A 25,449-nucleotide genomic window follows, 5' to 3' on the forward strand; every position below is an offset into this window, starting at 1 on the left:
AAATGGGGGGTAGAAAGTGATGGAAGGCGCTCGTTTCATCGCGCGCCGGGATCAGCCGATGGCTTGGGTGACGAGGGCAAATTGGCGTACGCCGTTGGCCGCTTGCGGCGGTGTACCCCGTGCCATTTGCGCCACGGTGTCGACCTGTTTGAGACCGGCCAGCTCCAGCCACTCGCTCAAACCACTGTCCGCTGGAATGTCGATTCGCACGAAAGCGTCTGGCACCTGGGCCAGCAACACGGCGATCAGGTGTTTGGCCTGTTCAAGATTTTCGGCGATGACCGGGCCGAGGCAACGACCACGACCAAACGGGCGCAGCAGGGCGAAGGCACGCAACTGACCGTCGCGCTCGATGCCTACCGAATGCTCGGCCACCGTAAACAGCTCCGTGAGCACCGCTTGCCGGTCCAGACCACTGCCGGCGTTGGCCAGTGCCAGTTGAGGAGCCTGATCCGTCGCCTGTAACGGGCGGCATTCCTCACCGTCCGCCAGTGGTTCAAGCGCGGGCACCTGGGCCAGGCCTTGATGCTGCTGAATTCGTCCGTACTCGACAAACCCCTGGCTGGCATAAAGCGGCGCACCGGCGAGGGTCGCATTGAGCATCGGCGTGCGCGACTGGCAGGCCTCCAGTGCGTGCTCCATCAATCGACGGCCGATGCCCTTGCCCTGATAGTCGTCACTGACAATCACCAGGCCGATGGTGGCGAAGTCGCCTTGCCGGCAGGCGAATGCGGTACCGATTAAACGCGGGCCATCGAGCACCACGAAACCTTCGCTGACCCGCTGCAACATCGCCCAGTCTTCCAGGCGATGAGGCCACTTCAACTCAACAGACAAGGCATGGGCCGAAGGCAAATCAGCAGCGGTCATCGGCCGATAGACATAAGCGGAAGGGTGCGAGGCGGACATGATGAATCTCCGTTTTACAGTGTGCGCGATCAACCGGTTTTCCGGCGCGAGGATGCCTGTATCCCATCTGTGTGAAGGCCTGACAAGGGGGGCGGAAGGATTCGGCAGATTCCTCACATCAAAGGCCTGCAGACCACACTTACTACTTAATTGCCCCATAAGGTCGGCAGCAAATGCTTGGGCTTTTTTTCTACGATGGAGGCCTGAGTAAACGCCTCGCCGTCCCTTTCTGGAGTGCTCCATGGATAGCTTCGATCCTCGCCTTATCGCTGTGCGCAGCGCTCACTTTATTGCTGGCAAATACCGCGACGCCCAACCGGGGCTGGAGGTGGTTCGCCCTTCAGACGGTCAGGCCTATGCCCAGTTGCCGATCGCCGATGCCGACCTGGTGGATGAGGCGGTCAACGATGCCTGGCAGGCGTTTAACCGCAGCGATTGGGCCAGCCGTCCGCCCCGGGAGCGGGCACGGGTCATGCGTCGCTGGGCCGATCTGATCGAAGCCGATGTCGCCGTGCTGGCGCCGCTGGAAGCGGTGGGCTCGACCCGTCCGCATAAAGATGTGATCGCCTGGGACATTCCTTATGTCGCCGAGGGCATTCGTTTCTTTGCCGAACTGGCGGACAAGCACGGCGGCCAAGTCGCGGCAACCCAGACCGATCGCCTGGGCATGCAGATCGCTGAACCGTACGGCGTGATCGCCGCCATCGCGCCGTGGAATTTCCCCTTGAGCATGGCTTCATGGAAAGTCGCGCCGGCGCTGGCTGCCGGCAATGCCGTGGTGCTCAAGCCGTCGGAGCTGACGCCGTTTTCCAGCCTGCGCTTTGCCGAACTGGCGCTGCAGGCGGGCATTCCTGCCGGGATTTTCAACGTGGTTCAGGGCGATGGCCGGGTCACTGGCGACGCCTTGTGCCGTCATCCACGGGTGGGCAAGGTAACCTTTACCGGCTCCACGGCGACCGGCTCGAGCATCATGTCCACTTGTGCATTGGTGGGGCCGAAACCGGTAACGCTGGAGCTGGGCGGCAAGAGCCCGCAACTGGTGTTCGCTGACGTGCCGGATATCGCGAAAACCGCACGCACCGTGGCGCTGGCTATTACCGGCAATGCCGGGCAGGTGTGCGTGTCTGGTTCGCGGTTGTTGATCGAGCGCTCGATCATGGAACCGTTCGTTGCGCACTTGCAGGCGTATTTCGAGGAGTTGCGCCCGGGGCCGACCTGGTCGTCCGAGAGCACGCTGTCGCCGATTATTTCCCGGTTGCAGGCCAGCCGTATCGACGGCATCGTCCAGCGTTCGCGCCAGGCCGGGGCCGAAGTGCTGACTGGCGGTGGTTTGTTTGAAGGGCTGGGCGGTGCCTATTACCAGCCGACCTTGCTGGCTGGCCTGGACAATCAGAACCCGGCGATCTGTGAAGAAATCTTCGGCCCGGTGCTGACGGTGCAGGCGTTCGATGACGAACAGCAGGCACTGAGCCTGGCCGCGCACGCCACCTACGGCCTGGCGGCGGGCGTGCACACCGCCGACATCAACCGCGCCCTGCGACTGGTCCGGCGGCTGGAGGCGGGCACGGTGTGGGTCAACCGCTATGGACGCAGCAACGACTACATCCTGCCGACCGGTGGCTACAAACGCTCCGGCATCGGCAAGGACCTGGGTCGCGAAGCCTTCGAAGCTAACTTGCGCTTCAAGAGTGTGCTGATCGATATCGTCCAATAACACGGCCCCCGTAGCAGCTGCCGAGCAGCGCGAGGCGGCGTTCGGCGGCGAAGCCGTCGTAAACCCGATTTGCAAGGTTTTCATGACACACCGCAATAGCTGATTTCACGACGGCTTCGCCGCCGAACGCAGCCTCGCAGGCTCGGCAGCTGCTACACCGGGTAGTCATCAAGAGAAGGTTCAAACCGCACCCAAACGGGCGCTTCCTCAGGGAAGCGCCCGTTTTCGTTCAGCCCGGCGCAGGTTCTGCCGTGAATGGGGGCGTTCGTCAGCCTCGCATAGCCATGAAGATCCATAAGAGCGCATAAATACGGGGGTTGCCCAAGGCTGGAGCGAGCCGCAAAGTCTGCTGAGGGGGCAGGCTAAAACGGTGGTTTGTATCAAGCAGAGGTCGCTTTTAACGCCATCTGCTGATTTCACGGTGTTGTAATGACGGTGTGCTGCAGCGTTGCATCGCCGCTCCCGAAACGCAGCGAATACCTGTCGCGCCATGACCTCAACGAACTTCAGGACCGCACTCAATGAGCTTCCTTCGCCCCAAATTCATTACGTTCGACTGCTACGGTACGCTGACCAATTTCCACATGGGCACGATGACTCGCGAATTGTTCGCCGACCGCGTGGCACCCGAGCAGATGGATCAGTTCGTCAAGGACTTCTCGGCCTATCGCCTGGACCAAGTCATGGGTGACTGGATGCCGTATGACGAAATCCTCAAGACCTCCCTGGCGCGGGTCTGCAAGCGTTGGGGTGTCGAATACCGTGGCGAAGGCCAGCTGTATTACGACGCCGTGCCGACCTGGGGCCCGCACCCGGACGTGCCGGCCGGTCTGTCGAAAATCGCCGACAAGATCCCCCTGGTGATTTTCTCCAACGCCAGTAACAGCCAGATCATGTCCAACGTCGACAAGCTCGGCGCACCGTTTCACAAAGTCTTCACCGCCGAACAGGCCCAGGCCTACAAGCCGCGCCTGGCCGCGTTCGAGTACATGCTCGACAACCTCAACTGCGGCCCGGAAGACATCTTGCATGTGTCTTCCAGTTTCCGTTACGACCTGATGCCGGCCCACGACATGAAGATCAAGAACAAGGCCTTCGTCGCCCGCGGTCACGAGGTTCCGGGCAATGCGTTCTACGGCTACCAGCAGATCACCGACATCGGTGGACTGGCGGCGCTGGTCGGTCTCTGAGTTGAACGGTAACGGCGCTCTTCACGGAATAAGGGGTTAGACATGGGCAGTGAATCCTACTGGCTCGACACCGCACCGGCGTTTACCGGTGCTCAGCTAGGCGCATTGCCCGGGCAGGTCGACGTGGCCATCGTCGGTGGCGGTTTCACCGGCCTGGCGGCGGCTCGCGCGCTGGCCTTGAAGGGCGCCAGTGTGGTGGTGCTGGAAGCCGGGAGAGTGATCGGCGAAGCCTCCGGGCGCAACGGCGGCCAATGCAACACCGGCGTTGCCCAGGACTATGCCGGGCTGAGTGCCAGCCTCGGTGCCGACAAGGCGCGGGCCTATTACCAGGCCTATGAAAGCGCGGTGCAGAGCGTTGTGTCCCTGGTGGAGCAGGAGCAGATCGCTTGCGACCTCAAGCGCAACGGCAAGCTCAAACTGGCGGCCAAACCGCTGCACTACGAAGGCCTGGCGCGCACCTGCGAATTGATTCGCAAGGAGGTCGATGCCGAGGTCGAGTTGCTGAACGCCGAACAGACCCGCGCCGAAGTGAATTCGGCCCAGTTCCATGGCGGCTTGCTGCAGCGCAACGGTGTGCAGATGCATGTCGGGCGTTTCGGCGTCGGTCTGGCTGAGGCTGCGGCGCGTCACGGCGCGCTGATCTATCAAGGTACGTCGGTGACGGACTGGAAGGCCCAGGCCGGCGGTTATCGGGTCAACACCGCCAAGGGTTCTTTGCACGCCGGGCAAGTATTGCTGGCGACCGGCGCTTGTCAGCACGGTGGCCTGGGCTGGTATCGGCGGCGGATCGTGCCGGTCGGCAGTTTCGTGATCGCCACTGAGGTGCTGCCGCAGTTCCTCATCGATCAGTTGCTGCCCGGTCGGCGTGCCTATGTCACCAGTCGCATGATCGGTAACTACTTTCGCCTGACCCCGGACAACCGCTTGCTGTTCGGCGGACGTGCGCGGTTTGCGATGTCCGACAGCGTGTCCGACGCCAAGAGCGGCAAGGTGCTGCAAGCGGCGATGGTGCAGATGTTCCCGCAGTTGGCCAAGGTGAAAATCGACTACTGCTGGGGCGGGCTGGTGGACATGACCTCCGACCGTTTGCCTCGCGCCGGTCAGCACGGCGGGGTTTATCACTCCATGGGCTACAGCGGCCATGGGGTGCAGATGTCGGTGCACATGGGCCAGGTGATGGCCGAGGTGATGGCCGGCAAAGTCGAGGCCAATCCCTGGCGCGAACTCGACTGGCCAGCGATTCCCGGGCATTTCGGCAAGCCGTGGTTCTTGCCGCTCGTAGGCGCTTACTACCGCCTCCAGGACTATTTGCATTGAGTTGATGTTGTGGCGTCACCGTCGTTTGCGTTTCCAGGACGCTCCGGACATCCGGGGCACTCGAATCTTCTGATTTTCGACAGGTACAACTGATATGACTGACAACAAGATCGACTCCCAACTGATTTCCGGTGAAGAAAGCCTGCGGGTATTCGAAGGCCTCAATCGTGGCATGTCGCGCCGCCACGCCTTGCAGATGCTCGGCGTGGCGGGTGTTGCCGCAGCGGGTGCCGGCAGCCTGTTCGGCGCTGCCGGCAAACTGTTGGCCGAAGAAGCGGCAACCCCGGGCAAAGGCAAGCCGGGCGGGCGGATTCGCGTCGCCGGCATGTCCAGCTCCACCGCCGACACCCTGGACCCGGCCAAGGGCGCGCTGTCTACCGACTATGTGCGTCACTTCATGTTCTACAACGGCCTGACCCGTTTCGACAGCCACCTGGTGCCGCAACTGGAACTGGCCGAGCGCATCGATAACACCGATGCGACGCTGTGGATCATCACCCTGCGCAAGGACGTGACCTTCCACAACGGCAAGACCCTGAGCGCCGCCGACGTGGTGTTCTCGCTGTCGCGCCACAAAGACCCGCTGACCGGTTCCAAGGTCATGCCGCTGATGGCGCAGTTCGAAGAGATCAAGGCCACCGGCACCCACGAAGTGCAGATCCGCCTGAGCGCGCCGAACGCCGAGCTGCCGTCGATCCTCGCCGTGTCGCACTTGCTGATCGTTCCCGAGGGCACCACCGACTTCAACCAGGGCATCGGCACCGGGCCGTTCACGGTCAAGGAATTCAAACCGGGGGTGCGCTCGATTGCCGCGCGCAACACCGGCTACTGGAAACCGGGCCTGCCGTACCTGGACGAGATCGAATTCATCGCGATTGCCGACGAACCGTCACGAGTCAACGCGCTGCTGTCGGGCGACGTGCACATGATCAACGAGGTCAACCCACGCTCGACCACACGGATCAAGGCCAGCGCCAAACACCGGGTCGTCGATGCGCCGTCGGGCAACTACACCGACCTGATCATCCGTCAGGACCAGATGCCGGGTAAAAGCGCCGAATTCACTCAGGCGATGAAGTATTTGCTGGACCGTGAACAAGTGAAATCCGCGGTGTTCCGTGGCTTTGCCGTCGTCGGTAACGACCATCCGATTTCCCCTGGCTCGCGCTACTACAACGCCGACCTGCCGCAGCGGGCCTACGACCCGGAAAAAGCCAAATTCCTGCTGAAGAAGGCCGGCATGGAAAGCATCAGCATGCCGCTGGTGGCATCGCCTGCCGCAACCGGTTCGGTGGACATCGCCGTGCTGTTGCAGCAATCGGCGAAACAGGCCGGGCTCAAGCTCGACGTCAACCGCCTGCCCAGCGACGGCTACTGGTCCAACCACTGGATGAAGCACCCGCTGAGCTTCGGCAACATCAACCCACGGCCGAACGCCGACGTGATGTTCTCGCAGTTCTTCCAGTCCAGCGCGCCATGGAACGAATCGGGCTGGAAGAACGATCAGTTCGACCAACTGCTGATGCTCGCCCGCGGTGAAACCGACGACGCCAAGCGCGGCAAGATGTACGGCGACATGCAGGCCCTGGTGCATGAACACAGTGGCATCGGCGTGCCGGTGTTCATCAGCAACATCGACGGTGTCGACCAGCGCATCAAGGGCTACGGCAGCAACCCCCTCGGCGGTTTCATGGGCTACATGTTCGCCGAACAGGTCTGGCTCGATGCCTGATCGGCCGCACGCGGGTGTCAGCGGGGCTATTGCATGAGGGTAGGGCGATGAATAGCAACACACTGTGGTTGATCGGCCGGCGCCTGGGCGCGGCGATTGTGACTTTGTTGATCGTGTCTATGGTCGTGTTTGCGATCACGGCGGTATTGCCGGGGGACGCGGCGCAACAGGCACTCGGGCAATTCGCCACGCCGGAACAGGTGGCGGCCTTGCGCCTGAAACTGGGGCTGGATCAACCCGGTGTGGTGCGTTACCTGCATTGGTTGATGAACCTGCTGAGCGGCGACATGGGGCAATCGGTGTCCAATGCCTTGCCGGTCAGCGAGCTGATGGCCGGGCGGGTGCCCAACACACTGATGCTGGCGGCCGTCACGGCGCTGGTGTCGGTGCCGGTGGCGCTGATCATCGGCATCGGCTCGGCCATGGGCCGGGGCGGGCGCATGGACAGTTTCCTCAGCTTCATCACCCTGGCCCTGGTCGCCGTGCCGGAATTTTTGGTGGCGACCCTGGCAGTGCTGATCTTTGCGGTGAACCTGGGCTGGCTGTCGGCGCTGTCCTATGCCAGCGACATCACCTCACCTTGGCAATTCATGCGCACCTACGCCTTGCCGGTGATGACTCTGTGCTGCGTGATTGTCGCGCAAATGGCGCGCATGACCCGGGCGGCAGTGATCGATCAGCTCGACAGCGCCTATGTGGAAATGGCCCGGCTCAAGGGCGTGAGCCCGGTACGGATCGTGTTGCGCCATGCCTTGCCCAACGCCATCGGGCCGATTGCCAATGCCATCGCCCTGAGCCTGTCGTACCTGCTGGGCGGGGTGGTGATCGTCGAGACGATCTTCAACTACCCCGGCATCGCCAGCCTGATGGTCGATGCCGTGACCAACCGTGACATGGCGCTGGTTCAGGCCTGCACCATGCTGTTTTGTACGGCGTACCTGGGGTTGGTGCTGATTGCCGACCTGTGCGCGATTCTTTCCAATCCGAGGCTGAGAAACCAATGAACGATCTCATGGCGAAATCGGCGCCTGCCGGGCCCGAGCTGGCATTGGGCAAGGTCGCCCATGGACCGTCGTGGCTTGGCCTGGTCGGGGCGGCGATGTGTGTGATCTGGCTGCTGGTGGCTATCTTCGGTCCGTGGCTGGCGCCGCACCCGGTGGGTGAAGTGGTCTCCGATAATGTGTTCGACAGCCTCAGCGCGGCTTACCCGTTGGGCACCGACTACCTGGGCCGCGACATGCTCAGCCGCATTCTCGTCGGCGCGCGGTTCACCGTGGGGCTGGCGCTGATTTCAGCGGTGTTGGCCAGCACGCTGGGGACCGGATGTGCGCTGCTGTCGGTGGTGTCGCCGAAATGGCTGGACGAAGTGATCAGCCGTTTGATGGATGCCTTTATATCCATCCCGAGCAAGATGCTGGCGTTGATCATGGTCTCGGCGTTCGGTTCATCGGTGCTGTTGCTGATCTGCACCGCAGTCTTGAGTTTCACCCCAGGCGCGTTCCGCATCGCCCGCAGCATGGCGGTGAACATCGAAGCGCTGGAATACGTGCAAGTGGCCCGCACCCGTGGCGAGCGCCGGTTGTACATCGCCTGCGTGGAAATCCTGCCGAACATGCTCAACCCGGTGCTGACCGATCTGGGGCTGCGCTTCGGCTTCATCGTGCTGCTGCTCAGTGGCATGAGCTTCCTTGGCCTCGGCGTGCAGCCACCGGACGCCGACCTGGGCTCCCTGGTGCGCGAGAACATCGGCGGCCTCAATCAGGGCGCGCCAGCCATCGTGATTCCGGCGCTGGCCATTGGCACCCTGACCATCGGCGTGAATCTGTTCATCGACCGATTGTCGTCACGGCGTAGTCGACGTACGGGAGGTCATTGAAATGAGTGATTTGATTCGAGTCGAAGACCTGCGCGTGGTCGCTTGCGGCGAGCGTGGCGAAGTGGAGATCGTCAAAGGCGTGAGCTTCTCCCTGGCCAAAGGTGAAGTGCTGGCGTTGATCGGTGAGTCCGGCTCCGGCAAGACCACCATAGCGCTGGCGTTGCTCGGCTATGCCCGACGCGGTTGTCGATTGGCGTCCGGCGTGGTGCAAGTCGGCGAACACGACATGCTGGCGTTGAGCGAAAGCGAACTGCAAGGCCTGCGCGGCAATCGGGTGTCGTACATTGCCCAGAGCGCCGCCGCTGCGTTCAACCCGGCGAAAAAACTGATCGATCAAGTGGTGGAGGGCGCATTGATTCACGGCCTGGGTAGCCGGGCCGTGCTGGAAGCCAAAGCCATCGAACTGTTCCGCGATCTGGCCTTGCCGGATCCCGATCACATTGGCCAGCGTTACCCGCACCAAGTATCCGGCGGGCAGTTGCAACGGGTAATGGCGGCCATGGCGCTGATCAGCGATCCGCTGCTGGTGGTGCTCGACGAGCCGACCACCGCCCTCGACGTGACGACGCAGATCGACGTGCTGCGCGCCTTCAAGCGGGTGGTCCGCGAACGTGGGGCGACGGCGGTCTATGTGTCCCATGATTTGGCGGTCGTCGCGCAAATGGCCGATCAGATCGTCGTGCTCAACGGCGGACAGATTTTCGAGCAGAGCGCCACCGCGCCGTTGCTCAAGGCTCCGGCCCATGAATACACCCGCAGCCTGCTGCTGGCGGCCCGCCCGGACACGACGATCCGCCCACCTTGCGGCATCGCTGAAGAAACACCGCTGCTGACCATCCAGGGGCTGACCGCCGGTTACGGCAACAAGAACCTGCAAGGCATGCCGTCGATTCGCGTGCTGGAAGACATCGACCTGACCGTGCGCCGGGGCCAGGCCATTGGCGTGATCGGTGAGTCGGGTTCCGGCAAGTCGACCCTGACGCGGGTGGTGGCCGGGTTGCTGACGCCGGCCTTGGGCGGCCTGACCTTCGATGGCCAGCCACTGGGCGGTAGCCTGTCCGAGCGCACCGATGAGCAGTTCCGCCGGATTCAGATGGTGTTCCAGAATGCCGACACTGCGCTCAACCCGATGCACAGTGTCAGCACTATTCTGAGCCGTCCGCTGAAAATGTACTTTGGCCTCAAGGGCGCCGCGCTGCGCGAGCGTATCGGCGAACTGCTGGACCTGGTGCGCTTGCCGCGCGCCATGGCCGAACGCCGTCCGAATGAACTCTCCGGCGGGCAAAAACAGCGGGTCAACCTGGCCCGTGCCCTGGCGGCCAAACCGGACCTGATCCTCTGCGACGAGGTGACCTCGGCGCTGGACACCGTGGTCGGCGCGGCGATTCTCGAACTGCTGCGCGACCTGCGTCAGCAACTGGGGGTGTCGTATCTGTTCATCAGTCACGATATTTCCACCGTGCGCGCGCTGTGCGACGACATTGTGGTGATGTACAGCGGCCACAAGGTTCAGGCCGGCAGCCGGCAGGCGTTTGCCCAGGCACCGTTCCATCCCTACACCGACCTGTTGATCCATTCGGTGCCGGAACTGCGTCAGGGCTGGCTGGAAAACTGCGGCACCACCTGCGGCACGCTGCCGCCGATTGGCGCCAAGGCCAATGTGCCAGAGCTGTGCACCTTTCTCAGTCGCTGCCCGGTGCGGGTCGACGGCCTGTGCAATCGCACCGCGCCGAACCGGCGGATCATCGACGGCGGTAGCGAAATTCTTTGTCATCACGACAGTGCCGAGTTGCTGAAAACACAGCAGGGTTTATCCACCATGAGCCTGGGAGCTTATGCATGAAAGGGCGTTTTGTGAGGCTGGCCGAGCAGGGCCGGCCGACCGTCAAGCTGACGGTGGACGGTTCGCCCATTGAGGCGTTGCAGGGCGACACATTAATGGTCGCGTTGCTGACCCAGGGCTCGGCGCTGCGCCAATCGGAATTCGACTCGGGCCGCCGCGCCGGTTTCTGCCTGATGGGCGCCTGCCAGGATTGTTGGGTCTGGACCCGCAGTGGCGAGCGTTTGCGCGCCTGTTCCAATGAAGTCCGCGAAGGGCTGGACATCGTCACCACACAACCGGAGGCAATATGGCCACTGCACGGCTGAGCGCTCAACGAGTGGTTATTGTCGGCGCCGGGCCGGCCGGCATTCGCTGTGCCGAAACGCTGCTGGCGGCTGGCTTGAAACCGATCCTGATCGATGAGAATCGCCGGGATGGCGGGCAGATCTACCGGCGCCAGCCCGAAGGTTTTACCCGGGACTACGCCACCTTGTATGGCACCGAAGCGGCCAAGGCCAAGAATCTGCACCAGAGTTTCGACCGATTGCGCGGGCAAATCGACTACCGCCCCGACACGCTGGTGTGGAACCTGACGCCAGGGCAATTGTGCTGCGTCAGCCAGGGCAAGCACTCGACGGTGGATTACGATGCGCTGATCCTCTGCACCGGTGCCACCGACCGCTTGATGCCGATCGAAGGCTGGCAGTTGGCAGGCACCTACAGCCTTGGCGGGGCGCAAATCGCGCTCAAGTCCCAGGCGGTTTCCATCGGCCACCGCGTGGTGTTCATGGGCAGCGGGCCGTTGCTGTATCTGGTCGCCAGCCAATACGTCAAAGCAGGCGCGAATGTGGCGGCGGTGCTCGACACTTCGCCCCTCAGCAAGCGTATCGCGGCAGTGCCGAAGCTGATGGCGCGTCCGGGATTGCTGTTCACCGGGATGAAGTTACTGGCGCAGTTGTACCGGGCGAAAATCCCGGTGCATCTGGGGATTTCGCCGCTTCAGGTGCAAGGCGATGCAGCCAGCGGCGTCAGTGGTGTGCGGGTGCGTACCGCGCGCGGTGAGACGTTAACGGTGGATTGTGATGCTGTGGCGTTGGGTTATCACTTGCGCCCGGAAACCCAACTGGCCGATCTGGCCGGTTGTCGCATGCGCTTCGATGAGGCCTCCAGCCAGTGGTGGCTGGCCGTCGATGAAGAGGGCCGCACCTCGGTCAACGGTGTGTATGCCGCCGGGGACGGTTCGAAGATTCGCGGCGCCGATGCGGCCGAGCACGCCGGGCGCCTGGCGGCGATGGCGTTGCTGGAGGATCTGCAGCAACCGGTGAACGCCGGCTTGCGTGACGAACAACGCCACGCGCTGGCGGTAATGGATGAGTTTCGCCTCGGTCTGGCCCAGGCGTTTCCCTGGCCGGCGGATCAAGCCAAAGCCTTGCCGGACTCAGCCATCGTCTGTCGCTGCGAGATGATCAGCGCCGGCGAGTTACGCCGCACCGTCAGTGAGAAGGGGGCCTGTGAAGTCAATCGGGCCAAGGCCTTCAGCCGGGTCGGCATGGGCCGCTGCCAGGGGCGTTATTGCTCCCAGGCCGGGGCCGAAGTGATCGCGGCGGCGGCAGGCGTCAGTGTGCAACAGGTCGGTCGGCAGCGTGGACAGGCACCGGTCAAACCCCTTTCGATGCTCACCGAGGAGGTGTCGCCATGACGCTACACAAAGCCGATGTAGTGATTGTTGGCGGCGGCCTGATGGGCTCGGCGGCGGCGTTTTTCCTGCGCCAGCGCGGGCAGTCGGTGATTCTGCTGGAGCGCGACCAGATTGGTCAGTACGCCAGCGGCGTCAATTTCGGCAACGTCCGGCGTCAGGGACGCTTCCTCGGTCAACTGGAATTGGCCAACCGTTCCTGGGCGCTGTGGAAACGCTTGCCAGAGCTGATCGACGACGACCTCGAATTCATTGCCAGCGGGCACATGCGCGTGTGTTACCGCGAGGATGAAATCCCTGAACTGGAAGCCTATGCGGCAGCACCCGAGGCGGCGCAGCTGGATTTGAAAATCTATCGTGGCGCCGAGCTGCACCAGCGCTTTCCGTTTCTCGGGCCGGACGTGAAGGGCGGCTCCTATGCGCCCCACGATGGCCACGCCAACCCGCGTCTGGCCGCACCGGCGTTTGCCCGGGCTGCCCGCCGCCTCGGGGCGTGGATCGAGGAACAGACTGAAGTCGCTGAAGTGCAGAAAATTGCCGGCGAGTTCACGGTGACTACCACCGACGGTCGCCAGTTCGGCGCCGAGCGCTTGCTGATCACCGCCGGCGCCTGGGGCCAGAAACTCTCGGCGCAGTTCGGCGAACCGGTGCCGCTGGATACCAACGGCCCACAAATGGCCGTGACCGAACCGGTGCCGTACGCCTTGCCAACGGTGATCGGCGTGTACACCAAGATCCCCGAAGAAGTGATCTACTTCCGCCAGATCCCGCGCGGCAACATCATCATCGGTGGCGGCTACCGCAGCAAACCGGACATGCTCAACCGCCGCGCCTATGTCGAGCCGCGCAGCATTCTCAATCAGATGGACCAGATGCGTCGCCTGCTGCCAGGCGTCGGCAACCTGAACATCATCCGCGTGTGGAGCGGTATTGAAGGCTACTTGCCCGATTCCCTGCCGGTGATGGGCCCCAGCGGCAACGTTGACGGTTTGTATTACGCGTTCGGCTTCTGCGGTCATGGCTTCCAGCTCGGCCCAGGCGTCGGCGACGTCATGGCCGAACTGATCAGCACCGGCAGCACCAGCACTTCGATTGAGCCGTTCTCGATCCGCCGGTTCACCCCTTCAGCCGAGCAACGGACAACCGAGCAAAGGAGCAGGGCCTCATGAAACCCCGTGTACTGGATATTCTCAAACGCCTGATGGCCTTCGACACCGTGTCTTCGGAGTCGAACATGGCCCTGATCGAGTACGTACGCGACTTGCTGCTGACCAAGGGCATCGAGTCACTGATCGTCAAGGACGAAACGGGTAAAAAGGCCAACCTGTTCGCCAGCACCGGCCCTAAAGAGTTACCAGGCATTCTGTTGTCCGGCCACACCGACGTAGTGCCGGCGGCAGGCCAGGCCTGGACCTTGCCGGCGTTTCAGGCAACGATTCAGGACGGGCGGATTTACGGCCGGGGCAGTTGCGACATGAAGGGGTTTATTGCGTTGGCCATCGACGCCATGCTCGATGCCGCCGACCATTCGTTGAGCCGACCGCTGCAAATCGCCTTGTCCCATGACGAAGAAACCGGCTGCGTCGGTGTACGACGTTTACTCGACGTGCTGCACCTGGCGCCGGTGCGGCCGTTTTTGTGCCTGATCGGTGAGCCGACCAACATGCAGTTCGTGCTGGGGCACAAGGGCAAGGGGTCTTACCGCACTTACTGCCGTGGCCTGGAAGCGCATTCCTCGTTGGCGCCGCGTTCGGTCAATGCGATTCACGTGGCCTGCGATTTCATCGCGGCTCTGCGTCAGAGCCAGCAGCAACTGCAAGAGCAGGGCGCACAGGATGCCGATTACGACGTGCCTTACAGCACCGTGCACGTCGGGCAGATTGTCGGCGGCAAGGCGCTGAACATCGTGCCGAACCTGTGCACCCTGGATTTCGAGGTACGTAACTTGCCGGCGGACGATCTGGATCAGTTCCTGGAGCAGATGCGCGAGCGTGCCGAAGTGATCGTGCGCGAGGCGAAAAAGCTGTCCAGCGTGGCAGACATCGAGATCGAAACCCTCAACGTCTATCCGGGCCTCGATACCCACCCGAGCGTTGAAGCGGTGCGCTTCCTGAAAAACTTCGCCGCCCCGGACACCGGCACCGCCAAAGTCTCGTTCGGCACCGAGGGCGGGCTGTTCAAGCAGCGTCTGGATGTACCGGTGGTGGTCTGCGGCCCGGGCTCGATCGAACAGGCGCACAAGCCGGACGAGTTCATCGAGATCAGCCAGATGCAGGCTGGGGAGCGGTTTCTGGAGGGATTGCTGGGTTCCCTGAAACTTTGAGATCGTCAAGATCTTTTGATTTGTGCTTGCCGGTAGAGCCTGCCGTCCCACCGCGAATTTCAGCATCCAACACTGCCCATCAAACGCTTTCAGCATCCTTATCCGTGGCACCTCCCTAGACTGGAAATGTCTCGGATCAGGACTCGACCATGCTCAAGAATCGTTTGAAAGACCCCAGCCTTCTGGCAGAACTCGCTTATGTGGACGGGCAGTGGATCGGCGCCGATAACGCCGCGACCCTGGACGTCATCGACCCGGCCACCGGCCAGTTGCTTGCCCGGGTGCCGGCCATGCAGGGCGCAGAAACCCGACGCGCCATCGAAGCCGCCGAGCGGGCCTGGCCCGCGTGGCGCACACGCCCGGCAGCAGAACGGGCGGCGCTGCTGGAGCGCTGGTATCAGGCGATGATCGACAACCTCGACGACCTCGCCTTGATCATGACCTGCGAGCAGGGCAAACCGCTGAACGAAGCCAAGGGTGAAATCCGCTACGGTGCCGGGTTCGTCAAATGGTTCGCCGAAGAGGCCCGCCGGGTTTATGGCGAAACCATACCGGCCCCCAGCGGCGACCGCCGCCTGCTGACCCTCAAGCAACCGGTCGGCGTGTGTGCCGCGATCACCCCGTGGAATTTCCCCAACGCGATGATCACCCGCAAGTGCGCGCCGGCCCTGGCCGCTGGGTGCCCGATCATCGTCAAACCCTCGGACTTGACCCCGCTGTCGGCCCTGGCCCTGGCGGTACTCGCCGAACGCGTCGGCATTCCGGCCGGGGTGTTCAACGTGCTGACCGGCATGCCCGCCGGCATCGGCGAAGAACTGACCGGCAATCCGACGGTGCGCAAGATCTCCTTCACCGGCTCCACTGCGGTCGGTCGGCTGCTGATGCGTCAGAGCGCTGAGCACATCAAGCGCTTGAGCCTGGAACTGGGCGGCAACGCGCCGTTCATTGTGTTCGACGACGCCGACCTGGAGCAGGCGGTAACCGGGATCATGCTCAGCAAATTTCGCAACGCCGGGCAGACCTGCGTCTGCGCCAACCGCATTCTGGTGCAGGATGGCATCTACGAACGTTTCGCCCAGCGACTGGTGGAGGAGGTGGGCAAACTCAAGGTCGGCAATGGCCTGGACGCCGACGTGACCATCGGCCCGCTGATCAACCCGGCGGCGGTGAGCAAGGTCGCCCGGCACATCGACGATGCCCTGAGTCAGGGCGCGCGTTTGCTCTGCGGCGGCATTCCTGAAGGCGACAACCAGTTCGTTCAGCCGACCGTCCTTGGCGACACCCACGCCGGCATGCTGCTGGCCAACGAAGAAACCTTCGGCCCGGTGGCGCCGTTGATGCGGTTTACCTCTGAGGCCGAAGCGCTGGCCTTGGCCAATGCCACGCCTTACGGCCTGGGCGCCTACTATTTCACTCAGGATTTGCGCCGTTCCTGGCGGTTCGGCGAGGCGCTGGAGTTCGGCATGGTCGGCCTCAACACCGGGCTCATTTCCATGGAAGTCGCGCCGTTCGGCGGCATCAAGCAGTCTGGGCTGGGCCGTGAAGGCAGCAAGTACGGGCTGGATGAATACCTTGAAGTCAAAGCTTTCCACATCGGCGGGCTGTAATTAACGGACACGGGGGCACGATTGATGAGCAAGACATTCAGAATCGCCGCGATTGCCGGCGATGGCATCGGCAAGGAAGTCCTGCCGGAAGGGTTGCGGGTACTGGAGCAAGCCGCGAAGAAGTGGCAGTTGGAGCTGAGCATCGAAGTGCTCGACTGGGCTCACTGCGATTACTACCTGGAACACGGGCAAATGATGCCCGACGATTGGTTCGACCAGCTCAAGGGGTTCGATGCGATCTACTTTGGCGCCGTCGGCTGGCCGGACAAGGTGCCGGACCACATTTCTTTGTGGGGCTCACTGCTGAAGTTTCGTCGCGACTTCGACCAATACGTGAACATTCGCCCGGTACGTCTGTTTCCCGGCGTGCCGTGCCCGCTGGCCGGGCGCAAACCGGGGGACATCGATTTCGTGGTGATCCGCGAGAACACCGAAGGCGAGTATTCCTCGGTCGGCGGCAAGATGTTCGAAGGCACCGAGCATGAGTTCGTGCTGCAAGAGTCGGTGTTCACCCGACGCGGCGTGGACCGGATTCTCAAGTTCGCCTTCGACCTGGCCCAGACCCGACCGCGCAAACGCCTGACGGCGGCAACCAAGTCCAACGGGATTTCCATCAGCATGCCGTACTGGGACGAACGCACGGCATTGATGGCCGCGCAGTACCCGGACATCACTTGGGACAAACAGCACATCGACATCCTGTGCGCGCGTTTTGTACTGCAACCGGACCGGTTCGATGTAGTGGTGGCGTCGAACCTGTTCGGCGACATTCTGTCCGACCTCGGCCCGGCCTGCGCAGGCACCATCGGCATTGCGCCGTCGGCCAACCTCGATCCCGAGCGGCGTTTTCCATCGCTGTTCGAACCGGTGCACGGCTCGGCCCCGGACATCTATGGGCGCAACATCGCCAACCCGATCGCGATGATCTGGTCCGGTGCGTTGATGCTGGATTTTCTGGGCAATGGCGATGAGCGTTATCGCGCCGCGCACGACGGGATTCTGCGGGCGATTGAACGGGTGATTGCAGAAGGGCCAATCACCCCGGACCTGGGCGGGCAGGGCTCGACTCAGGAGGTCGGCAAGGCGATCGCGCAAGCGCTTTAAAGCCAACACCCTGTAGGAGCGAGGCTTGCCCGCGAAGAATGCACCGCGGTTTATCAGGTATTACGCGTCATCGTTCTTCGCGGGCAAGCCTCGCTCCTACAGGGGCGGCCCGTTCAGGGGATCAGTCTTCCTTGCGAATCGTGGCCACGTCATCGGCGCGGACTTTCACTTTCGCCCCGGAAATATCTTCGAATTCGAAGAAGCCATCCTTGCCCTTGGTGTTCGGCATGTCCTTGGTCAAATACTGGGTGCCGTTCTGCAGGGTCACGACCGTTGGCGTCGAGCAACCGGTCAGGGCCAGAAAGGCCGCTGCCGCCAGAGGCAAACCCAGAGTCTTGATATTCATACACACCTCCATCACTCAATAAAAACAGTGCGAACGCCTCGTTCGAGATCAATCCTCACTGTGCTTCTAACGCGGTTGGTGCGATGGAATGGCAGAAAGTTCGATGGTCACCCGAAAATTGTCCGATTGCGTCGCCACTTATCCTTTTCCGTTTGCGCCGGGTGGGGCATAGCTGGTATCTGTACGCATAACCAGTATTCGCTTGCCATGGCCCGATTGCCCGTGATTGTAAATCCCCTCGACGACCCGTTCTATTACTTGAACAACTTCATGCAAGTGCTTGATTGGCTTGAGCATCGTTATGCCGATGTACTCAGCATCGAAGAGCAGGACTTCATCCGCGACTTCAATCGACTGCCCCGCGAGTCCCAGGCTTTGCTGGTCAGATTGGTGATGCGCAAGGGCGTGCATTTCAGGGTCGGCAAACTGAGTTACGTCGAAATCGGCGACATCGCCAGCGCCGCGGCGCCGCTACTGGCTTTGGGCTGGATCGACGAACAGTCGCCGCTGCCTGTCGAGGAGGTGTTCGAGGTGCTGCTCAAGGCCGAGATTCTCCAGTGTTTTGGCGACGCCATCGATCAACCGAAAGGCAAAAAGAGCGATTGGCTGCCGGCCCTGAGCGAGCAGTTTCCTGAAGAGCAAAGTTTTGCCCAGTGGTGCCCGGCACTGGATGACCGGTTGTTCAGCCTGACCGTCATGGGCCTGTGCGATCGGTTGCGCCTGATGTTCTTCGGCAATCTTTACCAGGATTGGTCGGAATTCGTTCTGGCTGACCTGGGCATCTACACCTACGAAAAAGTCGAGTTTTGCGCCGAGTCCCGAGGCTTGCGCAGCCGCGAAGACGTCGACGCCTGCCTGTTCCTGCACAGCTGTCAGCAGCATTTCGAGGCCGGTGAAGAGGTGGCGGTGGTTGTCGAGCAGATCAACAGGCTGGAACTCGCCAATCCCTGGCTGCAAAGACGTCGGGCCAAGCTGCTGTTCCAGATCGCTCAGCACTGCGAACGCATGGCGGATTTTTCCACCGCCCTGGGCCTCTACCGCGATTGCGCCTACCCCGGCGCACGCCTGCGGCTGATTCGCGTGCTGGAGCGCTGTGGTGAATTTCAACTGGCCATGGATTTGGCGAGCCACGCCGAGCAAACCCCGGAAAGCGCCACCGAACATCAGCATTTATTGCGTGTGCTGCCCAGGCTGCGGCGCAAACTGGGCGGGCCGCCGATCAAGCGGCCAGCCCCGCGGCCCATGCAGCGCCTGGACCTGCAATTGCCCAGGCACGACCCGGCATTGTCGGTGGAGTATTACGTTCAGGCGCATCTGGCGGACGAGTCGGCACCGGTGCATTACGTCGAGAACAGCCTGATCAACTCGCTGTTTGGGTTGCTGTGCTGGCCGGCGATCTTCGCCCCGTTGCCGGGGGCGTTTTTTCACCCATTCCAGCGCGGCCCGGTGGACCTGCACAACGAAGACTTTCATGCGCGGCGCGCGGATCTGTTCCAGGCCTGCCTCGCCGAACTCGATGACGGGCGTTACGCCCAGACCATCCGCGAGCGTTACAGCGCCAAGTGGGGCGTGCAGTCGCCGTTCGTATTCTGGGGCGCGCTGAGCGAGGAACTGCTGGAGCAGGCGCTCGACTGTCTGCCCGCCGAACACCTCAAGCACTGGTTCAATCGACTGCTGCTCGACATCAAGGCCAACCGCGCCGGCATGCCGGACTTGATCCAGTTCTGGCCGCAACACAAGACCTACCGAATGATCGAAGTCAAAGGCCCCGGCGATCGCCTGCAAGACAACCAATTGCGGTGGCTGGAGTTCTGTCACGAGCACCAGATGCCCATCGCCGTTTGCTACGTGCAATGGGTGGAGCAGGGCGCTTGAGCTACAGCATCGCGGTGCGGGCGTTGTGTGAATTCACCGCCAAGGTCGGCGACCTCGACCTGCGCTTCACCCCGTCGCCAACCGCGCTGGAAGGCATTGTCGGCCATCGCACCGTGGCGTTACGACGCAGCGAGGGTTACCAGAACGAGGTCGCGCTCGAAGGCCAGTATCGAACCTTGAGCGTGAAAGGCCGGGCGGACGGCTACGATCCGGGGCAAAACTGCCTCGAAGAAATCAAAACCTATCGGGGCGACCTGAGCAAGCAACCGGCCAACCACCGGCAGTTGCACTGGGCGCAGGCGAAAGTCTATGGCTGGTTGATGTGTCAGAAACTGGATTTGGCGCAGATCGACCTGGCGCTGGTGTACTTCGACATCGTCAGCGAGAAGGAAACCTGTCTGGTCGAGACCTTCAGCGCCGCCGACTTGCAGCTGTTCTTCGAGCACCACTGCGGGTTGTTCCTGCACTGGGCCGAGCAGGAAATGGCTCATCGCGAAGGGCGCAATCTGGCGGCTCAACAGCTGAGCTTTCCCCATGCCGATTTTCGCCCCGGCCAACGGCATCTGGCCGAATCGGTGTTCAAGGCGGTCAGCACCGGCCGCTGTCTGATGGCCCAGGCGCCGACCGGTATCGGCAAGACGATTGGCACGCTGTTCCCGATGCTCAAGGCCCTGGCGCCGCAGCAACTGGACAAGGTGTTTTTCCTCACGGCGAAAACCCCGGGGCGCAAATTGGCGCTGGACGCCGCTCAGGTCATCCTCGACAGCGCCGATGCGCAGCCGTTGCGAGTCCTCGAGATGATCGCCCGGGACAAGGCTTGCGAGCACCCGGACAAGGCCTGTCATGGCGAATCCTGCCCGTTGGCCCAGGGTTTTTATGATCGTCTGCCGGGCGCGCGTCAGGCCGCCAGTCAATTGAGCCTGTTGAACCAAAGTGCCTTGCGCGAGGTTGCCCTGCGGCACGAGGTTTGTCCTTATTACTTGAGCCAGGAAATGGCCCGCTGGGCGGACGTGGTGGTCGCTGACTACAACTACTATTTCGACTTCAGCGCGTTGCTGTTCGGGTTGGCCCAGGCCAATAACTGGAACGTCGCGGTGCTGGTGGACGAAGCCCACAACCTGGTGGAGCGCGGCCGGCAAATGTACAGCGCCAGCCTCGACCAGGCGACTTTGAACGGCGTACGAAAAACCGCGCCCGAGTCGTTGAAGAGATCCTTGCAGCGAGTCAATCGTGAATGGAATGCCTTGCACGATCAGCAACTCGGCGCCTATCAGGCCTACGACAAAGCCCCGGAAAAACTGCTTCAGGCCTTGTCCTTGTGCTGCGCAAGCATCGGCGATTACCTGAATGATCATCCTCAGGGCCTGGACAGCGGGTTGCAGAATTTTTACTTCGACATGCTGCAATTCGGCCGCGTGGCTGAACTGTTCGACGAGCATTTCCTGTTCGACATCACCAAGCGTGACCTCGAGCGCAAGCGCAATCTGTCGCAGTTGTGCCTGCGCAATGTGGTGCCCGCCGGTTTCCTCCGCCCGCGCCTGACCGCAGCGCGCAGCACGGTGCTGTTTTCCGCGACCCTGAGCCCTCGGCATTACTACGCCGACTTGCTGGGCACTCCGGCGAATACGGTATGGATCGATGTGGAATCGCCATTTCACGCCGATCAGCTGCAAGTGCACATCGTCAGCCAGATATCCACGCGGTTCGTCCACCGTCAGGCCTCCCTTGCGCCCATCGTCGAGCTGATCGCCAAACAGTTCAGCCAGCGTCCGGGCAACTACCTGGCGTTTTTCAGCAGCTTCGACTATTTGCAGCAAGTGGCGCAGTTGCTGGCCGAGCGGTATCCGCAGATCACGCTGTGGTCGCAGTCCCGGGGCATGGGGGAAGCGCAGCGTCAGGACTTTCTCGACCAGTTCACCGCCGACGGGCAGGGCATCGGGTTTGCGGTGCTGGGTGGCGCGTTCGGTGAAGGCATCGATTTGCCCGGCGCCCGCTTGATTGGCGCCTTCATCGCCACCCTGGGGCTGGCGCAACTCAATCCGGTCAACGAACAGCTGAAACAGCGCATGGCGGCGATTTTCGGTGCCGGTTATGACTACACCTACCTGTTTCCAGGTGTGCAGAAAGTGGTGCAGGCGGCAGGAAGGGTGATCCGTACACGGGAGGATCAAGGGGTGGTGATGCTGATCGACGACCGGTTTGGCGAGAGTAAGGTCAAGCAATTACTGCCGCGTTGGTGGTCCGTTGAGCTGACGCATTTTCCTTCTGGCTTGTAGGGGATTTTACCTTGTAAAACAGTGACATATCTTGAAAGACACGCTCATTTGAACAAACAACGAAACACCGCTTTATTCAAAGGGCAGGCAATCACTTTCAAGCGAATCTTTGATAAGGAAATCAAGGTATGTCAGTAGCACCGAATTATGCTTACACGCCAGAACAAGTCACCGCAGCGTTCACTGAAATCACCACCACATTATTCAGCGGCATCACCGCCGAAACACTCCCCAAGATGCTGATTGTCGCGGGGGTACAGGGCTCGGGTAAAACCTATCTTCTGGAAAAAAGCCTTTTGCCCACCAACCGCTATGCCAATTATGTCCGGCTGTACTTGCCCGAATACCGAAAAAAACACCCTCAATACGCAGAAATGATCAAACTCGGTGTCCTGCACGCTTATGAACATACGGAGGCTTTTGTCCGGGATGTGAGCACGAAGATCTTCACCGAGGCGTTTAAAAACAAATACAACATCATCATGGAATGTGCATTCGACAGCATCGATTTCGCGGCTTTCCCACCGACGGCGACGGCTGCCGGCTACCAGTTCGAAACTCACATCGTCGCCTGCAATCAGGAGTTCGCTCATGTATCGAGCATCAAAAGAGCACTGAAAAGCCTGGAAGATCAGGAAATGGAAAGATTTCTCCCGGCATCAAAGCTGGAGGCCAGCATGAGATATGCACAAGCGATCATCCCGGCCTTCGAGACAGCCGCAAAGGCGATCAGCGGCTCGCAAATCATCTTGTACGAACGTGGGTTTGGTGGTTTGAAAGACCGTGTCTTGCGCGCTCAGAGCACCTACACCAAGGCCGCCAACGGAACGATCGATTCGACGACACTCAACACGCATTTTTCGCACGGCGTCTATTCCGGCATCATCGACAAGCATGTCTTCGCGATGACCGACCGGGACGAAATGGTCAAAGAGTGTCATGTGGCGTTGCATAAGTCCCGGACTCATGCCCGCTATGTCCCGAACTTCGTCTACAACGAGCTGTACGCCTACATCGTCAAATACGTGCGCCGGTAATTCCTCCCGTCACTGCGACACACCAACGTATTGGTTATTTTTGGACCTTCCACCCGTTTGGTTTGTCGCATACTCCAGAAGAACAACAATAAGGGCAGGGTTCCATGAGCGATGACCGGACCAAGAATGCCATTGAAGAGATGCGCTTTCGGCTGCTGATAGATGCGGTGGTCGACTACGCGATCTACATGATTGACCCCGATGGCATCATTACCAGCTGGAACGCTGGCGCCAAGCGATTCAAAGGGTATGAAGAAGCGGAGATCCTCGGCCAGCACTTCTCGCGTTTTTATACCCCGGAAGATCGCAAGGCCGGCTTGCCTCAGCGCGCCCTTGATACCGCCATTAACGAAGGGCGTTTCGAAGGCGAAGGCTGGCGGGTTCGCAAGGACGGCACGCATTTCTGGTCCCACGTCGTGATCGATCCCATTTTCGATCCGTCGGGCAAGTTGCTGGGTTTTGCCAAGATCACCCGGGATTTGACCGATCGCAAGATGGCCGAGGAAATCCTCAAGCAAAGCGAGCAGCAGTTCCGGCTGCTGGTTCAAAGCGTTACGGACTATGCCATCTACATGCTCGCCCCCGATGGACGCCTGACCAACTGGAATCCGGGGGCGCAGCGCATCAAGGGTTACCGGCCAGAAGAAGTCATCGGTCAACATTTTTCGATTTTCTACACGCCTGAAGACCGTGAAGCCGGCGAACCGCAGCGGACGCTGGACATTGCGACTCGCGAGGGCCGATTCGAAAACAAGGCCTGGCGCGTTCGCAAAGACGGTACGCGCTTTTTCGCGCATGTCGTGGTCGATCCGATCTGGGGCGACACCGGTACATTGCTGGGATTTGCCAAGATCACCCGGGACATCACCGAGGTGACACAAGCCCAGCAGGCGCTTGAACAAACCCGCGAAGCGTTGTTTCAGGCGCAGAAAATGCAGGCCATCGGCCAACTCACCGGGGGCATTGCCCACGATTTCAATAATCTGCTGACCGTTATCCTCGGCAATCTGGAAATCGTGCGCAAACGCGCAGCGGACGATCCGAGAATTACCCGCCTGCTCGACAACGCGACCCAGGGTGCCTTGCGTGGCGTTTCCCTGACCCAGCGCATGCTGGCGTTTGCCAGGCGTCAGGAGCTCAAGACCGAACCGGTCGAGATACCGACGCTGGTGCAGGGAATTACCGGGTTGCTGCGCAGCTCCCTAGGGCCTTCGGTGAGCATAGAAACCCGCTTTGCGCCCGAACTCGAACCTGTGATGGCCGACGTCAATCAGCTCGAACTGGCGGTACTGAATCTAGCGACCAACGCCCGCGATGCAATGCCCGACGGTGGAAAACTGCTCATCAGTGCCCGGATGGAGGAGGTCTCCGATCAGACGAAGTTATCCCTTGCGGCCGGTCGTTACGTCTGCCTGAGTGTCACGGATACGGGGGAGGGAATGGATGACGCTACCCTGTCGTTGGCAATGGATCCGTTCTTCACCACTAAAGGCGTCGGCAAAGGCACAGGACTGGGACTGTCGATGGTTCATGGGTTTACCGAACAACTGGGCGGGCGCTTCATCCTGAAAAGCCAGCAGAATGCCGGCACCACTGCCGAACTCTGGTTACCCGTCGCAGTCGCAGGCTCGACCACCGAACCCGCTACCGAGCAGACCGCTGCGTCGCGGGTGCCCAGTTTGTGTGTGTTGGTCGTTGACGATGACAGCCTGGTGTTGACCAGTACCAGTTTGTTGCTTGAGGACCTTGGCCATCGGGTGATCAGTGCCGCGTCCGGTGCCCAGGCACTGGAGCTGTTCGACAACGGACATGACATTGACCTGGTGATTACGGACATGGTCATGCCCAGAATGAGTGGCGCGCAACTGGCGCAGGCGATCCGGACCTTGAAGCCACACCTGCCGATCATCCTCGCCACCGGTTACGCCGAGCGACTGGAAGGCTTCGCGGCCAGACTGCCGCGCCTGTCCAAGCCTTTTACCCAACTCAACCTGGTGGAAGTCATTGCTCTGGTCATGAAGTGACACCACCGCATTTATTGGATAAGCCAAAGGCCCGCATTCACCGGGCCTCTGCTGGTTACTCAACCGCTATCAAGCGGCGAGGTTGGATGCGCCAAGTTCTTTTTTGTACCGAGCCTTCAGGCTTTCCATCTCTGCGCCCAACTCCTCAAGCGTCGTTTTGCTCAGCAGCTTTTTGGCCTGAGGAAACATTTCCTTTTCCTCTTCTTCGATGTGATGTTCCAGCAACTCCTTGACCACTTTCACTCGGCCGGCGAATTGCGGAGTAGAGGGATCGGTGGTTTTCAGGTCGGGAAGCACCAGCGAATCGACAGTGCGATGTTCTTCCTTGGCTTCGTAATACATCACATCCTGCTCCTTGCCCCCGGCTTTTTTATACGCCGGGTACAAGACTTCTTCTTCCAGGCGGGTATGGATCGAGATCTCCATTTCCAGTTTGGCCAGTAGCTCGGTGCGTTTTTTCACGCCACGCTCGGTGGATTCGCTCAATTGGCTCAGGATGCCTTTTACGCGTTCATGGTCGGCTTTCAACAGGTCAATGGCGTTCATGGTCGAAACCTCTTGTTTAGTCATGGGTCAAGCGCAAACGGTCTTCCTCCCGTCA

General features: G+C 61.2%; 20 protein-coding genes. 17 read left to right on the forward strand and 3 right to left on the reverse strand.

Features of this window, described 5'->3' with window-relative positions:
• Positions 1-51: 51 nt before the first annotated feature.
• Positions 52-909 (reverse strand): GNAT family N-acetyltransferase, encoded by an 858-nt coding sequence (locus tag AC1DQM_RS02280; RefSeq protein WP_477745797.1) that lies wholly within the window; start codon positions 907-909, stop codon positions 52-54.
• Positions 910-1,150: 241 nt separating this feature from the next.
• Here AC1DQM_RS02280 and AC1DQM_RS02285 point away from each other — a divergent pair, with 241 nt between their 5' ends.
• From AC1DQM_RS02285 to AC1DQM_RS02345, 13 genes are all read left to right on the forward strand, one after another.
• Positions 1,151-2,623 (forward strand): aldehyde dehydrogenase family protein, encoded by a 1,473-nt coding sequence (locus AC1DQM_RS02285; protein ID WP_019649870.1) that lies wholly within the window; start codon positions 1,151-1,153, stop codon positions 2,621-2,623.
• A 521-nt stretch (positions 2,624-3,144) separates the two neighbouring features.
• On the forward strand, positions 3,145-3,813 hold the full coding sequence (locus AC1DQM_RS02290; protein WP_018925987.1) for a haloacid dehalogenase type II: 669 nt from the start codon (positions 3,145-3,147) through the stop codon (positions 3,811-3,813).
• A 42-nt stretch (positions 3,814-3,855) separates the two neighbouring features.
• Positions 3,856-5,130 carry an NAD(P)/FAD-dependent oxidoreductase gene (locus AC1DQM_RS02295; protein ID WP_477745798.1) on the forward strand — a complete coding sequence of 425 codons (1,275 nt, stop codon included), beginning with the start codon at positions 3,856-3,858 and terminating at the stop codon, positions 5,128-5,130.
• Between the two features lie 94 nt (positions 5,131-5,224).
• A complete protein-coding gene (locus AC1DQM_RS02300; protein WP_477745799.1) occupies positions 5,225-6,862 on the forward strand; it encodes an ABC transporter substrate-binding protein in 1,638 nt (545 codons plus the stop codon).
• Between the two features lie 47 nt (positions 6,863-6,909).
• Complete coding sequence (locus tag AC1DQM_RS02305; protein WP_019578992.1) at positions 6,910-7,866, forward strand: ABC transporter permease; 957 nt, start codon at positions 6,910-6,912, stop codon at positions 7,864-7,866.
• The gene (locus AC1DQM_RS02310; RefSeq protein WP_018925983.1) at positions 7,863-8,738 is read left to right on the forward strand and encodes an ABC transporter permease; all 876 of its coding nucleotides are present in this window, start codon (positions 7,863-7,865) and stop codon (positions 8,736-8,738) included. Before AC1DQM_RS02305 ends, AC1DQM_RS02310 begins: the two co-directional genes overlap by 4 nt.
• 1 nt (position 8,739) lies before the next feature.
• Positions 8,740-10,581, forward strand: a complete 1,842-nt coding sequence (locus tag AC1DQM_RS02315; protein ID WP_477745800.1) for an ABC transporter ATP-binding protein — start codon at positions 8,740-8,742, stop codon at positions 10,579-10,581.
• A complete protein-coding gene (locus AC1DQM_RS02320; RefSeq protein ID WP_018925981.1) occupies positions 10,578-10,886 on the forward strand; it encodes a (2Fe-2S)-binding protein in 309 nt (102 codons plus the stop codon). Before AC1DQM_RS02315 ends, AC1DQM_RS02320 begins: the two co-directional genes overlap by 4 nt.
• Positions 10,868-12,259 carry an FAD/NAD(P)-dependent oxidoreductase gene (locus AC1DQM_RS02325; RefSeq protein WP_064617981.1) on the forward strand — a complete coding sequence of 464 codons (1,392 nt, stop codon included), beginning with the start codon at positions 10,868-10,870 and terminating at the stop codon, positions 12,257-12,259. The genes AC1DQM_RS02320 and AC1DQM_RS02325 overlap by 19 nt, the downstream gene beginning before the upstream one ends.
• Positions 12,256-13,425, forward strand: coding sequence for an NAD(P)/FAD-dependent oxidoreductase (locus tag AC1DQM_RS02330; RefSeq protein ID WP_477745801.1), 1,170 nt, complete (start codon positions 12,256-12,258; stop codon positions 13,423-13,425). The genes AC1DQM_RS02325 and AC1DQM_RS02330 overlap by 4 nt, the downstream gene beginning before the upstream one ends.
• Entirely contained in the window at positions 13,422-14,579 is a 1,158-nt protein-coding gene (gene argE / locus AC1DQM_RS02335) for an acetylornithine deacetylase (RefSeq protein WP_477745802.1), read from the forward strand. Before AC1DQM_RS02330 ends, argE begins: the two co-directional genes overlap by 4 nt.
• A gap of 149 nt (positions 14,580-14,728) precedes the next feature.
• Positions 14,729-16,186: an NAD-dependent succinate-semialdehyde dehydrogenase gene (locus AC1DQM_RS02340; RefSeq protein WP_064617979.1), complete on the forward strand. Its 1,458-nt coding sequence runs from the start codon at positions 14,729-14,731 to the stop codon at positions 16,184-16,186.
• A gap of 24 nt (positions 16,187-16,210) precedes the next feature.
• Positions 16,211-17,290 carry a tartrate dehydrogenase gene (locus AC1DQM_RS02345; RefSeq protein WP_192350537.1) on the forward strand — a complete coding sequence of 360 codons (1,080 nt, stop codon included), beginning with the start codon at positions 16,211-16,213 and terminating at the stop codon, positions 17,288-17,290.
• Between the two features lie 121 nt (positions 17,291-17,411).
• On the opposite strand, the gene AC1DQM_RS02350 is transcribed toward AC1DQM_RS02345, so the two are convergent.
• Entirely contained in the window at positions 17,412-17,636 is a 225-nt protein-coding gene (locus AC1DQM_RS02350) for a YgdI/YgdR family lipoprotein (protein ID WP_018925975.1), read from the reverse strand.
• Between the two features lie 207 nt (positions 17,637-17,843).
• On the opposite strand from AC1DQM_RS02350, the gene AC1DQM_RS02355 reads away from it, so the two are divergent.
• The 4 genes from AC1DQM_RS02355 to AC1DQM_RS02370 all read left to right on the forward strand — a co-directional run bounded on the left by AC1DQM_RS02355 (position 17,844) and on the right by AC1DQM_RS02370 (position 24,848).
• Entirely contained in the window at positions 17,844-19,511 is a 1,668-nt protein-coding gene (locus AC1DQM_RS02355; protein ID WP_477745803.1) for a VRR-NUC domain-containing protein, read from the forward strand.
• The gene (locus tag AC1DQM_RS02360) at positions 19,508-21,787 is read left to right on the forward strand and encodes an ATP-dependent DNA helicase (protein ID WP_477745804.1); all 2,280 of its coding nucleotides are present in this window, start codon (positions 19,508-19,510) and stop codon (positions 21,785-21,787) included. The genes AC1DQM_RS02355 and AC1DQM_RS02360 overlap by 4 nt, the downstream gene beginning before the upstream one ends.
• 128 nt (positions 21,788-21,915) lie before the next feature.
• Complete coding sequence (locus AC1DQM_RS02365; RefSeq protein WP_477745805.1) at positions 21,916-22,824, forward strand: zeta toxin family protein; 909 nt, start codon at positions 21,916-21,918, stop codon at positions 22,822-22,824.
• A 104-nt stretch (positions 22,825-22,928) separates the two neighbouring features.
• Positions 22,929-24,848 carry a hybrid sensor histidine kinase/response regulator gene (locus AC1DQM_RS02370; protein WP_086944271.1) on the forward strand — a complete coding sequence of 640 codons (1,920 nt, stop codon included), beginning with the start codon at positions 22,929-22,931 and terminating at the stop codon, positions 24,846-24,848.
• Positions 24,849-24,917: 69 nt separating this feature from the next.
• On the opposite strand, the gene AC1DQM_RS02375 is transcribed toward AC1DQM_RS02370, so the two are convergent.
• The gene (locus tag AC1DQM_RS02375) at positions 24,918-25,394 is read right to left on the reverse strand and encodes a hemerythrin domain-containing protein (RefSeq protein WP_086944272.1); all 477 of its coding nucleotides are present in this window, start codon (positions 25,392-25,394) and stop codon (positions 24,918-24,920) included.
• Between the last annotated feature and the right edge of the window lie 55 nt (positions 25,395-25,449).

Source organism: Pseudomonas sp. 01L34, from assembly GCF_056400265.1.